Source organism: Streptomyces tanashiensis (assembly GCF_014648895.1).
In the GTDB taxonomy this organism is placed as follows: Bacteria; Actinomycetota; Actinomycetes; order Streptomycetales; family Streptomycetaceae; genus Streptomyces; species Streptomyces tanashiensis.
Map to the genome: position 1 here is coordinate 101688 of NZ_BMRZ01000017.1, position 11795 is coordinate 113482.

The 11795-nt window shown below is 72.4% G+C and carries 12 protein-coding genes; 3 read left to right on the forward strand and 9 right to left on the reverse strand.

All coding sequences use genetic code 11. The features are described 5' to 3' along the window. Positions 1 to 9: 9 nt before the first annotated feature. From IE237_RS33380 to IE237_RS33410, 7 genes are all read right to left on the reverse strand, one after another. Positions 10 to 1209, reverse strand: coding sequence for a glycine C-acetyltransferase (locus tag IE237_RS33380; protein ID WP_189805905.1), 1200 nt, complete (start codon positions 1207 to 1209; stop codon positions 10 to 12). A gap of 3 nt (positions 1210 to 1212) precedes the next feature. Beyond that, positions 1213 to 2247: an L-threonine 3-dehydrogenase gene (gene tdh / locus IE237_RS33385; protein ID WP_189805906.1), complete on the reverse strand. Its 1035-nt coding sequence runs from the start codon at positions 2245 to 2247 to the stop codon at positions 1213 to 1215. 224 nt (positions 2248 to 2471) lie between these two features. After that, entirely contained in the window at positions 2472 to 4040 is a 1569-nt protein-coding gene (locus IE237_RS33390) for a phytoene desaturase family protein (protein WP_189805907.1), read from the reverse strand. A gap of 78 nt (positions 4041 to 4118) precedes the next feature. After that, positions 4119 to 4394, reverse strand: a complete 276-nt coding sequence (locus IE237_RS33395; RefSeq protein ID WP_189805908.1) for a hypothetical protein — start codon at positions 4392 to 4394, stop codon at positions 4119 to 4121. A gap of 134 nt (positions 4395 to 4528) precedes the next feature. Further along, positions 4529 to 4753: a peptidoglycan-binding domain-containing protein gene (locus IE237_RS33400; RefSeq protein WP_189805909.1), complete on the reverse strand. Its 225-nt coding sequence runs from the start codon at positions 4751 to 4753 to the stop codon at positions 4529 to 4531. 147 nt (positions 4754 to 4900) lie between these two features. After that, the gene (locus IE237_RS33405) at positions 4901 to 7132 is read right to left on the reverse strand and encodes a serine/threonine-protein kinase (protein WP_189805910.1); all 2232 of its coding nucleotides are present in this window, start codon (positions 7130 to 7132) and stop codon (positions 4901 to 4903) included. Beyond that, positions 7114 to 8022, reverse strand: a complete 909-nt coding sequence (locus IE237_RS33410) for an oxygenase MpaB family protein (RefSeq protein ID WP_189805911.1) — start codon at positions 8020 to 8022, stop codon at positions 7114 to 7116. Before IE237_RS33410 ends, IE237_RS33405 begins: the two co-directional genes overlap by 19 nt. Positions 8023 to 8218: 196 nt before the next feature. Here IE237_RS33410 and IE237_RS33415 point away from each other — a divergent pair, with 196 nt between their 5' ends. The 3 genes from IE237_RS33415 to ppnP all read left to right on the forward strand — a co-directional run bounded on the left by IE237_RS33415 (position 8219) and on the right by ppnP (position 10127). Further along, the gene (locus IE237_RS33415; protein WP_189805912.1) at positions 8219 to 9097 is read left to right on the forward strand and encodes a potassium channel family protein; all 879 of its coding nucleotides are present in this window, start codon (positions 8219 to 8221) and stop codon (positions 9095 to 9097) included. Between the two features lie 52 nt (positions 9098 to 9149). Continuing rightward, positions 9150 to 9716: a YciI family protein gene (locus IE237_RS33420; protein WP_189805913.1), complete on the forward strand. Its 567-nt coding sequence runs from the start codon at positions 9150 to 9152 to the stop codon at positions 9714 to 9716. 129 nt (positions 9717 to 9845) lie between these two features. After that, the gene (ppnP, locus tag IE237_RS33425; RefSeq protein ID WP_189805914.1) at positions 9846 to 10127 is read left to right on the forward strand and encodes a pyrimidine/purine nucleoside phosphorylase; all 282 of its coding nucleotides are present in this window, start codon (positions 9846 to 9848) and stop codon (positions 10125 to 10127) included. A gap of 7 nt (positions 10128 to 10134) precedes the next feature. Here the strand turns inward: ppnP and IE237_RS33430 are convergent, their stop codons facing one another. Together IE237_RS33430 and IE237_RS33435 are read right to left on the reverse strand one after the other, a co-directional pair. Then, positions 10135 to 11313, reverse strand: coding sequence for an acyl-CoA dehydrogenase family protein (locus tag IE237_RS33430; RefSeq protein WP_189805915.1), 1179 nt, complete (start codon positions 11311 to 11313; stop codon positions 10135 to 10137). A gap of 188 nt (positions 11314 to 11501) precedes the next feature. Then, on the reverse strand, positions 11502 to 11702 hold the full coding sequence (locus IE237_RS33435) for a hypothetical protein (protein ID WP_189805916.1): 201 nt from the start codon (positions 11700 to 11702) through the stop codon (positions 11502 to 11504). Positions 11703 to 11795: the final 93 nt, after the last annotated feature.

Sequence of the window (11795 nt, forward strand, 5' to 3'; positions counted from 1 at the left end):
GGACGGGACTCAGCCGCGCAGGGCGGCGCGGGCGTCGACGAACGCGTCCACGGCCCGGTTCACGTCCTCCGTCGAGTGGGCGGCGGAGAGCTGGACGCGGATGCGGGCCTGGCCCTGGGGCACGACCGGGTACGAGAAGCCGATCACGTACACCCCGCGCTCCAGGAGCAGCTCGGCCATGCGGCCGGCCTCGGCGGCGTCGCCGATCATGACGGGGGCGATGGCGTGGTCGCCGGGGAGGATGTCGAAGCCCTCCTCGGTCATGCGGGAGCGGAACAGCGCCGTGTTGGCGTTGAGGCGCTCGCGCAGGTCGCCGGCGGACTCCAGGAGGTCGAGGACCTTCAGGGAGGCGGCGGCGATGACCGGGGCGAGGGTGTTCGAGAAGAGGTACGGGCGCGAGCGCTGGCGCAGCAGGGCGACGATCTCGGCGCGGGCCGCGACATAACCGCCGGAGGCGCCGCCGAGGGCCTTGCCGAGGGTGCCGGTGATGATGTCGACGCGGTCCATGACGCCGTGCAGCTCGGGGGTGCCGCGGCCGCCGGGGCCGACGAAGCCGACCGCGTGCGAGTCGTCGACCATCACCATGGCGTCGTAGCGCTCGGCCAGGTCGCAGATCTCGTCGAGCGGGGCGACGTACCCGTCCATGGAGAAGACGCCGTCGGTGACGATCAGCTTGCGCCGGGCGCCGCCCTCCGAGGCCTCCTTGAGCTGCTGCTCCAGGTCGGCCATGTCGCGGTTGGCGTAGCGGAAGCGGCGGGCCTTGGAGAGGCGGATGCCGTCGATGATCGAGGCGTGGTTGAGGGCGTCGGAGATGACGGCGTCCTCGGGGCCGAGGATCGTCTCGAAGACGCCGCCGTTGGCGTCGAAGCAGGAGGAGTAGAGGATCGTGTCCTCCTGGCCGAGGAAGGCGGAGATCCGGGCCTCCAGCTCCTTGTGCACCTCCTGCGTGCCGCAGATGAAGCGGACGGAGGCCATGCCGTAGCCCCAGCGGTCGAGGGCCGCGTGGGCGGCGGCGACGACCTCGGGGTGGTCGGCGAGGCCCAGGTAGTTGTTGGCGCAGAAGTTGAGCACCTCGCCGGGGCGGCCGCCCGCGGTGACCTCGACGGTCGCGGACTGGGGGGTGCCGATGACCCGCTCGGGCTTGTGCAGTCCGGCCTGCTCGATCTCTTCGAGGGTGGCACGGACGGAGTCGCGTACGGAATCGAACATGGGTCAGGCTCCCGTGGTCCAGTCGAGGATGATCTTGCCGCTCTTGCCGGAGGCCGCGTCGTCGAAGGCGGCGCCGAAGTCGCGGTAGTCGTAGCGGCCGGTGATGACCGGGCTGAGGTCGAGGCCGCCCTCCAGGAGGACCGACATCGCGTACCAGGTCTCGAACATCTCGCGGCCGTAGATGCCCTTGATCGTGATCATGGAGGTGACGATCTTCGCCCAGTCGACGGCGAAGTCCTCGGCGGGCAGGCCGAGCATGGCGATCTTGCCGCCGTTGGTCATGTTGGCGACCATGTCGCGCATCGCCCGCGGGTTGCCGGACATCTCCAGGCCGACGTCGAAGCCCTCCTTCAGCCCGAGGGTGCGCTGGCCGTCCGCGATGGACTGCTCGGCGACGTTGAGGGCGAGCGAGACGCCCGTCTTGCGCGCCAGGGCGAGGCGCTCCTCGCTGACGTCGGTGATGACGACGTTGCGGGCGCCGGCGTGCTTGGCCACGGCGGCGGCCATGATGCCGATCGGGCCCGCGCCGGTGACCAGGACGTCCTCGCCGACGAGCGGGAAGGAGAGGGCGGTGTGCACGGCGTTGCCGAAGGGGTCGAAGATCGCGGCGACGTCGAGGTCGACGGGGACGCGGTGCACCCACACGTTGGAGGCGGGCAGCGCCACGTACTCGGCGAAGGCGCCGTCCCGGCCGACGCCGAGGCCGACGGTGGCGCGGCAGAGGTGACGGCGGCCGGCCAGACAGTTGCGGCACTTGCCGCAGACGAGGTGGCCCTCGCCGCTGACCAGATCGCCGATGGCGATGTCGGCGACGTCACGGCCGACGGAGACGACCTCGCCGACGAACTCGTGGCCGATCGTCAGCGGCGTGGCGATCGTCTTCTGCGCCCAGCCGTCCCAGGAACGGATGTGCAGGTCGGTCCCGCAGATACCGGTCCGCTTGACCTTGATGAGGACGTCTCCGGGGCCCGTCTCCGGCTCCGGCACGTCCGTGAGCCAGAGTCCCGGCTCCGCCTTCAGCTTGACCAGCGCCTTCAATGCAACGGCTCCCGACGTGCGTGTCCTGTGATGTGGGTGTGCGGGCACGGCTGCGCGCCCAAGATCCCCGGAAGAGAATCTTCCGTACGCGAGGCCCGCGGTCCATCGAGGATTTCTTAAGCGCGCTCGCAGATCAGCTTCACACCCCAGGCGGGGAGGGGGCGACGTCAACGGGGCCGAACGGAGAATCGACCGCCGGGAGCGGCCCCGCGGGCCCCGGGCCGCTACCGCCCCAGAGCCGCCATCGCCGCGTTGTGGCCGGGGATGCCGCTCACTCCCCCGCCGCGGACGGCGCCCGCCCCGCACAGCAGGAGGTTGGCGTGCCGGGTCTCGACGCCCCAGCGGCCGGTGTCCTCCGCCGCGTACGGGAAGGAGAGGTCGCGGTGGAAGATGTGGCCGCCGGGCAGCCGCAGCTCGCGCTCGAGGTCGAGTGGGGTCTTCGCCTCGATGCAGGGACGGCCCTCCCCGTCGAGGGCGAGGCATTCGGCGATCGGCTCGTCCAGGTGGGCGTCGAGCTGGGCGAGGGTCGCCGCGAGGAGCTTCGCGCGCGTGCCCTCGTTGTCGGCGGCGAAGAGCCGGGCGGGGGTGTGCAGGCCGAACAGGGTGAGCGTCTGGTGGCCCGTGGCGGCCAGTTCCGGGCCGAGGATCGTCGGGTCGGTGAGGGAGTGGCAGTAGATCTCGGACGGCGGGGCGGAGGGCAGGTGCCCGGCGGCGGCCTCGGCGTGGGCGGTGGCCAGCTGCCCGTACCCCTCGGCGATGTGGAAGGTGCCGGCGAAGGCCTCGCGCGGGTCGACGGAGCGGTCGCGGAGCCTGGGCAGCCGGGTCAGCAGCATGTTGACCTTGAGCTGGGCGCCCTCCGGGGCGGGTGGGGGCGTCTCGCCGAGCAGGGCGGCGAGCTCCTGCGGGGAGGCGTTGACGAGGACCTGGCCGGCCTCGACGGTGCCCTCCCCGTCCGCCGTGCGGTAGGTGATCGCGGCACGGTGCCCGTCGGTCTCGATCCGGGTGGCCTCGTGGCCGGTGAGGATGCGCGCTCCGGCGGCGCGGGCGGCGTCGGCGAGGGCGTCGGTGAGGGCTCCCATGCCGCCGACGGGCACGTCCCAGTCGCCGGTGCCGCCGCCGATGACGTGGTAAAGGAAGCAGCGGTTCTGCAGGAGCGTGGGGTCGTGGGCGTCGGCGAAGGTGCCGATGAGGGCGTCCGTGAGCACCACGCCCCGTACGAGGTCGTCGGCGAAGGTCTTCTCGACGGTGACGCCGAGGGGTTCCTCGAAGAGCATCCGCCAGGTGTCGTCGTCGTCGACGCGCCCGCGCAGCTCGGCGCGGGTGGGGAGGGGTTCGGTGAGGGTGGGGAAGATCCGCCGGGCGGCGTCGCCGGTGCGGGCGTAGAAGGCCTGCCAGGCCTCGTGGGCCCGGTCGGAGCCGGTGAGCGCCGCGAAGGAGGCCCGGGTGCGGTCCGGTCCGCCGCCGACGAGGAGGCCGCCGTCGCCCTTCGGCGTGTACGAGGAGACGGACCGTTTCCGCACGGCGAACCGCAGCCCGAGCTCCCGCACGATCTTCTCCGGGAGGAGCGAGACCAGGTACGAGTACCGGGAGAGCCGGGCGTCGACACCGGCGAACGGCCTGGTCGACACGGCCGCCCCACCGGTGGAGCCGAGCCGTTCCAGGACGAGGACGGTCCGTCCGGCACGGGCCAGGTAGGCGGCGGCGACGAGCCCGTTGTGCCCGCCTCCGACGACGACGGCGTCGTACGAGCGGGCGGGGGCCGAGGCGTCGGGGAGCGGCTCACGGGCGGTCATGGCTCATGCTCACACGCGGGCGGCGGCCGGGGAAGACCACGGGGGCGGCCGGGGAAGACCGAGGGGGGCCGGGCCGGGTCAATGAGGAACGGTCTGCTTTATCTTTTCCATCTCGCCTTTCAGCCTGTCGATCTCCCGTCTCAGCGTGGCGGCGTCCTGGCCCTGGCCGGCATCCTCAAGGCATTTCGCGAGGGATCCGAGCGCTATCAACAGGGCGAACCAGGAGGCCCACATCCTGACGGCCAGCAACGGTTCGAGAGGGGGAACCACGGTTCCGAACGCGGCGCCGGGAGTCGAGGCCACCGCATTCACCGCGGCAACAGCGGCTGCTACCTTCTGAATCTCGCATGCCATGATGACGCTCCGACGGTCGGATTCAATTCCACATCAAGACGTTATTCCGAGTTCAGTCAGATATCCGTCCACATCGTCGTCGACCCCGAAGCGGAACGCCATCGCGAGGGACGGGAAGTCGGACAGCTCGAAGGTCACCTCCGCAGCAGGAACAGGCTCCTCCAGCGCACCCCATGTAGCCGGCCCGACGATCCCGTAACGACGAGATCGTGTTCGGACTGAAACTTCCTCACTGCGGCGTCCGTCTTCTTGCCGAATATTCCGTCCACTTGCCCGACGGGGTATCCGTGGATATCCAGGTCCGTTTGCAGGCGAGAAACGGTCGGACCACTGTCGCCTTTTCTGACCATGTGAGGCATCTCAGATCTCCCGGTCGAACGGCACTTACGTCGAACGTAACACCGCACACATGAAGCCTGCAGCTCAAAATGCCTTTTGCCGTTTCCGGAACGTTTCCAGGACGACCGCCAGACGTTTCCGGAACGGTTGGGAAGAACGAGAACTTCTCAGGGTGACAGGGTGGCGGCTCTCAGGAGGAGTTCGGCCGCTTCCTCGTGGCGACCGAGGCGCTCCAGGCTGAGGGCCTCGTCGTCGAGCGCGGCCAGGGTGTCGGGGTGCGCGGGGCCGAGCAGCCGGGCGCGGGCGGCGGCGATCGCCCGATGGCATTCCAGCGCCTCCTCCCAGCGGTCGAGCCTGCCGAGGGCGACGGCCGTCTCCCACCGGCTGAGGAGCGTGTCCGGGTGGTCGGCGCCGAGCACCCGCTCGCGGTCGGTGTGCACACGCTCGGACTCGGCGAGCGCCTCCGTCCAGCGTCCGAGCCGGCCGAGGTTGACGGCGAGGGCCTGGCGGGCGCGCAGCGTCTCCGGGCTGTCGGGGCCCTGGGCCCGGGTGCGGGCCGCGACGAGGTCGCGGCAGACGTCGAGGGCGTCCGCCGCCTGGCCGATCCGGCCGAGGCAGACCCCGGTGTCGTAGCGGGCGGCGAGGGTGTCCGGGTGGTCGGGGCCGAGGGCCGTGGCGCGCGCGTCGGCGACCGCGCGGTACTGGACGAGCGCCTCCTCCCCGCGTCCGAGGCGGGTGAGGGTGAACGCCACCTCGTGGCGGGTCACCAGGGTGTCGGGGTGGGCCTCGCCGAGCAGCCGGGCCCGGGCCTCGGCGACCTCGTGCGCCGTACGGTACGACTCCTCCAGGCGGCCGAGCCGGCCCAGCGTGAAGGCCAGGTTGTGGCGGCAGCGCAGGGTGTCGGGGTGGTCCGGGCCCACGGTGCGCTCGCGGGCGGCGAGCACCTCGGCGTACACCTCGTACGCCTCGGGGTGCCGTCCGAGGCGGCCCAGGGCGTAGGCCCGCTCCTGACGTGCCGCCAGGGTGTCGGGGTGGTCGTCGCCGAGCACGCGGGCGCGGGCCTCGGCGACCTTCCCGAAGACGTGCAGCGCGTCGGCGGGGCGGTCGAGCCGGGCGAGGGCGAAGCCGACCTCGTAGTGGCTGGTCAGCGTGGAGGGATGGTCCTCGCCGAGGGTCCGCGCGCGGTCCTGGGCGACGGACCGGTGCACGGATTCGGCCTCTTCCCAGCGGCCGAGCCGGCCGAGGCCCATCCCGGCCCGGAACCGGCCGGCGAGCACCGCGATCAGCTCCGCCGGGGGCTCGGGGGCGGGCGGCGGCGGGCCGTCGGGTGCCGCGGTGGTCCACTCGGTGGTGAGGACGGCGGCGGCCGGATCGTGGGCGACCGGGCGCGGCCCGGGGGCGGCGGCCGGACGGTGCCCTCCGGTGATCCCCCGGACCCACGCGGGCGCGGGGGCCGTCTCCTCGGCCACGGGTACGGGCACGGGCACGGTGACCGGCAGGGCGGGGTGCGCGGGCCCCTCGGCGGGCGGCGTGAACGGGCCCGTGCCGAAGCGGCCCGAGACGATCCGGCGGCGCAGGTCGCCCGCGTCGGCCGGCCGTTCCTCGGGCGCCTTCGCGAGCAGGTCGACGACGATCCGGTCGAAGTAGTCGGGCAGCTCGGCGCGGAGCGCGCGCGGCGGGCTCGGCACGGTGTCCCGGTGGCCGATGAGGATGGCCCAGGAGTCGCCGAGGTCGAAGGGCGGGGCGCCGGTGGCCAGTTCGTACAGGACGCAGCCCAGCGAGTAGAGGTCGCTGCGGTGGTCGATCTCCCCGCCGCCCCCGATCTGCTCCGGGGACATGTAGTGCGGCGTCCCCATGGCGATGCCGGTCCCGGTGAGCTTGGACGTGAAGCCCATGTCGGCGCCGAGCCGCGCTATCCCGAAGTCGCAGATCTTCACCGTGCCGTCCTCCAGCCGCATGATGTTCGCGGGCTTCAGGTCACGGTGCACGATCCCCTGCCGGTGCGTGTACGCGAGGGCGTCGGCGACCTGGTCGGCGATCTCGACGACGTCCTGGACGGGCAGCGGCCGCTGGTCGTTGGAGACGAGGAGCTGGCTGAGGTTGCGCCCCTCCAGGAGCTCCATGACGAGGAAGAGCACGCCGTCGTACTCGCCGAAGTCGTGCACGACGGTGATGCCCCGGTGCTGGAGCGCCGCCGCCACCCGGGCCTCGCGCCGGAAGCGCTCGCGCACCACGGTGAGGACCTGCGGGTCCTGCTGCGGTCCGAGCGGTTTGAGGCACTTCACGGCGACGCCGCGCCCGAGCGCCTCGTCGGTGGCGCGCCACACCTCGCCCATGCCTCCGCGACCGATGACCTCGTGCAGGCGGTACCGGCCCTGGATCAGTCTGGAGTCCCCCATCGTGTGCTGCCGCCCCCGTCGATTCCGTACTGCCTTCTCGGCTCCTCCAGTATGGCCGCCGGGTCGGACAGTGAATACGGGGCGGGGTACGGGTCGGGCCGGGTCTCGGGGCCGAGCCGTTCCATGGCGCGCAGGATGTGCCGGGGCGGGAGCCGCCACCGCAGCCGGGCGGGGACGCAGCGCAGGAGGTTGGCCGTCGCGACGAGCCGGTGGGTGACGGTCTCCGGCGGCGGCGCGGGGCGGCCGTAGAGCGCGTGGGCGTAGAGGGGCAGGGTGTCGTACGCGAGTGCGGTGACGCGCCGCCAGATCACCTCGCGCGCCGGGACCAGGGCGGGTTCGACGGGCGGGCGGCGCAGGAAGTCCTCGACGGTCCGGGCGTCCGGCCCGGCGGCGAGGCCGGGACGCACCGCGTCGAAGTAGGCGGCGAGTTCGGCGGTGGACGCCGGGACGGAGTCCGGGTCGAGGCCGACGAGCCGGGCCGAGGTGCGGTGTTCGTCGACGTACCGGTCGGCCTGGGCGTCGGTGAGGGGGATCCCGGAGCGGCGCACGACGGAGAGGTACGAGTCGGTCTCGGCGCAGTGGACCCAGAGCAGCAGTTCGGGGTCGTCCACGCCGAGCAGCCGGTGGATGCGCCGGACGCGGGCGCCCGCCGCCTCGGCTGCCTCGGTGGTCCCGTAGCTGAGGGTCCCGACGAAGTCCGCGGTCCGCATCAGCCGGCCCCAGGGGTCCTCGCGGAAACCGCTGTTGATCATGACGCCGCGGACGGCGACGGGGTGCAGCGCCTGGAGCCAGAGGGCCCGGACGCCGGCGATCCACATCACCGGGTCGCTGTGCAGCTGCCAGGTCACGGAGCGGGGACCGAAGAGCCCGGGGTCGGCGTCCTGCCTCATGGCGCTCAGGCTACGCCGGATCCGGCCCCGGGGAACCGGTCGGGACCGTCCGAAGTCGAACGCGGGCCGGGGCGCCGCGGCACCCGGCGGACCCCCGTCCCCGTGCGGGGTGCCGTCCGGCCGCGCATGCTCGAAGCATGGCCTGCGACGGTGTCGATCGGCCCGGACGGACGGGCGCGGGACGGACGGTGCCGGCATGACGTGGCTGCCCGTCCTCGCCGGAGCGGTCCTGATCCTGTTCATCCTGCGGGACGTCTTCCACACGATCTGGCACCCCACCCGGCACGGCGGACTGAGCAGGCTGGTGATGCGGGGCATGTGGCGGCTGTCGTCCCTCCGCGGGGTGCGCCGGCGGCCCGTCGGTCTCGCGGGGCCGCTGGGCATGATGGCGGTCGTCGCCCTCTGGGCGCTGGCCGTCGCCGTCGGCTGGGGCCTCATCTACTGGCCCCACATGCCGGACGACTTCTCGTACGCCACGGGGCTCACCCCCGGCGAGCACGCGGGCCCGGTCGACGCGCTGTACGTCTCGCTGGTCACCCTGGCCACCCTCGGTCTCGGGGACATCGCGCCGACCTCGGGGTGGCTGCGCGTCCTCGCGCCGGTGGAGGCACTCGTGGGCTTCGCCCTGCTCTCCGCGACCGTCGCCTGGGTCCTCGGCGTCTACCCTGCCCTGGCCCGGCGCAGGGCGCTCGCCCTGCGCCTGTCCCACCTGCGCGGCAGCCGCGTCACGGCCGGGGCCCTGGACTCCGCCGGGGGTGCCGCCATCCTGGACGGTCTCGCCTCGGCGCTCTCGACCGCGACCGTGGACTTCCTGCAGTACGCCGAGTCCTACTACTTCTACGACGGCGACGAGAAGATCTCCCTGGCCGAACAGCTCGGCCTCGTCGTCGGTCTGGCGGACCGGGCGGAGCGGGCCCGCCATCCGGACGTGCGGCTCTCCGCGTCCGTCCTGCGCACGGCACTCGACGACCTGGCCACCGTCCTCGACGAGCGCTTCCTGCGCACGGGGCGCCCTCCCGAGGAGGTGTTCGCGGCGTACGCGGCGGACCACGGCCGCTCCCCGGCAGAGCCGTGACGAGGGCGAATCCTCTCGACATGATCGCTTCGGGCACCACATCCTTGGTCCCATGGAATTCCTCTGCTACCACCGTGACCGGTCCGCGTCGATGCCCCTGCGGCAGGCCCTCCTCGAGGCGCACTGGGCGTACATGGACGGCTTCGCGAAGCAGCTGATCGCGCGCGGCCCCACCTTCGACGCGTCCGGCGAGGCGTGCACCGGGAGCGTGCACATCGTCGATCTGCCCGATGCCGCCGCGGCCCGGGGCTTCGCCTTCGACGAGCCCAACTACCAGGCGGGGGTGTACCGGGACGTCCTGCTGCGGCGGTGGCGCAACACGCTGGGACGGACGATGTGGGAGTTTCCCGGCGGCCGTGAGGGCGGCAACCGCTATCTGGTCCTGGGCCTCGGGGAGGGCGAGCCCGCCGACCTCACGCCCCCGCCCGCCTTCACGGACCGGGACGACCTGATCGCCTACGGGCCGCTGCTGGCCGACGACGGCACCACCTGGGTGGGCACGGCGGCTCTGGTCCGCGCCACGGACGCGGCGACGGCCGCGGCCGTGCTGCGAACCCCCGAGCGGTACGCCGACATCGAGGTCCACGACTGGTCGTTCGGCGGCCGCCCGACGACCTGACCGTCCAGCACGTGAGACCGGGCGCGGGGGCTGCGGGCCGGGCGCCCCCGCGCCGTTACAGTGCCCCTACCCGTGGCCGGCGGGCGATGCTCCGGCCGCCTGTTCCGCTCGATTTCCCCGAGGATGTCCATGTTTACGGTCAACGAGTACTTCGACGGCACGGTCAAGTCGATCGCCTTCACCCAGGAGGAAGGCGCGGCGACGATCGGCGTCATGGCCCCCGGAGAGTACGAGTTCGGCACGGCCGCCCCGGAGATCATGCACGTGGTCAGCGGCGCTCTGACGGTCAGGCTGCCCGGCGCCGAGGAGTGGGAGACCTTCACGGCCGGGAACCACTTCGAGGTCCCCGGCGACAGCAGGTTCCAGCTCAAGGTCGCGGTGGACACCGCCTACCTCTGCGAGTACCGCTGAGCACTCCCTAACGGCGGACGCGGGGCATGCCCAGGCCGATCCAGGAGATGATCTCGCGCTGGATCTCGTTGTTGCCGCCCCCGAAGGTGAAGATGACGGCCGAGCGGTAGCCGCGTTCCAGTTCGCCGTGGAGCACGGCGCCCGCCGAGCCCTCCTTGAGGGCGCCCGCAGAGCCGACCACCTCCATGAGGGCGGCGTAGGCGTCACGGCGGGCCTCGGAGCCGTACACCTTGACGGCGGAGGCGTCCTGCGGGGTGAGGGTGCCGTGCTGGACGGCGTTCACCATCTGCCAGTTGAGGAGCTTCATCGCGTCGAGGCGGGCGTGGGTGCGGGCCAGGGTGCGGCGGACCCAGGGCAGGTCGATGACGCGGCGGCCGTCGGAGAGCGGGGTGCCGGCGGCCCAGCGCTGCACGTCGTGGAGGGCGCGGATCGCCATGGTGCCGTGGGCGGCGAGGGTGACGCGTTCGTGGTTGAGCTGGTTGGTGATGAGCCGCCAGCCCTTGTTCTCCTCGCCGACGCGGCGGGAGACCGGGACGCGGACGTCGTCGTAGTAGCTCGCGGTGGTGTCGTGCGACGCGAGGGTGTTGATGATCGTGCAGGAGTAGCCGGGGTCGCTCGTCGGCACGAGGAGCATGGTGATGCCCTTGTGCGGCGGGGCGTCGGGGTCCGTGCGGACGGCGAGCCAGACCCAGTCGGCGGTGTCGCCGTTCGTCGTCCAGATCTTCTGCCCGTTGACGACGTACGTGTCCCCCTCCCGCACCGCGCGGGTCTTCAGGGCCGCCAGGTCGGTGCCCGCGTCGGGCTCGCTGTAGCCGATGGCGAAGTCGATCTCGCCGGAGAGGATCCGGGGCAGGAAGTAGGCCTTCTGCTCGTCCGTGCCGTACCGCATGATCGTCGGGCCCACGGTGTTCAGCGCCATCAGCGGCAGCGGCACGCCGGCCTGCGCGGCCTCGTCGAAGAAGATGAACTGTTCCATGGGGGTCAGCCCGCGCCCGCCGTACTCGGTGGGCCAGCCCACCCCGAGCCAGCCGTCGGTGCCAAGGCGCCGCACGGTCTCGCGGTAGAAGCGCTTCTGGGCGGCCGGGTCCTCGTAGCGGGTGTGGACGTCGTCCGGGACCAGCTCGGCGAAGTACGCCCGCAGCTCGGCGCGCAGGCTGTTCTGTGCGGGCGTGTACTCGAGGTGCATGGCGTCCTCCCGTGGCGGCGTCCTGCGGCGTCCTGCTGCAACCGCGGCGTCCTCGTGCGGTGCGACGTGCGACGGCGCACACGGTAGAACGTGTTCCACAAATGCGGAAGCCTCGGGACTCTCCCGGAACGCCCGCGACCCCGGCTCGGAGTGACCGATCCGGGGCCTGCGGGAGGGTGAGGGGCGTCCTACGGCAGGAGCTCGTCCATACAGGCGCGGCCCTTCTCCGCCATACGGCGTTCCGCCCAGGCGAGGTTCTTCGGATTCACGTCGCGGCCGGAGGCGAGGACGACGTCCTCCGGCGTGTACTCGCCCTCCGACCCTGTGTGCAGCAGCCGGTCGGGCGTCGGGAAGTCCCCCGGGGACGTCTTGTCGGGCTCAGCGTTCATGCCGCCTCCTACGTGTTCGTCCGGCACTCGCCATTCTCGTGTCCGGTCCCCGTGCGCGCATCCGGGGCCGTCGGTCCTCACGTGTCGACGGGC